The organism is Vibrio sp. 1249-1, from assembly GCF_033340495.1.
On record NZ_JAWOWJ010001165.1, the window covers coordinates 1 to 519 of the forward strand.

Genomic DNA, 519 nt, shown 5'->3' on the forward strand with positions numbered 1-519 from the left:
AGCGGCAGTTTAATTGCTTGTACGTCAACTCACACGACCACAGAGCCTGTTGAGCCAGAAACACCAAAAGTTGAACAACCGGTGACGGTTGAACCAGAAGTGAAGCCAGAGGTTGAACCTAAGCCTGAGGTGAAACCTAAACCGGAAACAAAGCCTGAAAAGAAACCAGAACCAAAAAAACCTGTGAAGGTGCAAAAAACACCTGATGGTATGCTGATTTTGGGTTCAGAAGAGTGGGTTTATGTGCCAGCGATCGACCAGACGTTTAAAGCGAGAGTCGACACCGGTGCAACAACGTCTTCAATCAGTGCGACGGAAATCGTGCCTTTTGAGCGTGATGGTAAAGATTGGGTTCAGTTTAAAATCGACATCAATGGTAAGACGAGCAAAGAGTTCAAAGTGCCTGTTGAGCGTTGGGCTAAGGTGAAGCAGTCATCTTCTGATGAAGTAGATAAACGAGCTGTTGTTGTCGCTTATATTCAAGTTGGCGACTACAAAGAGAAGACGGAGTTTACTCTA

At 45.5% G+C, this 519-nt stretch carries 1 protein-coding gene; it reads left to right on the forward strand.

The genetic code is table 11. The annotated features are described in order from the left end of the window. On the forward strand, nt 1–519 hold a 519-nt coding region (locus tag R7Z50_RS31060; protein WP_318150220.1), incomplete at both ends, for an ATP-dependent zinc protease.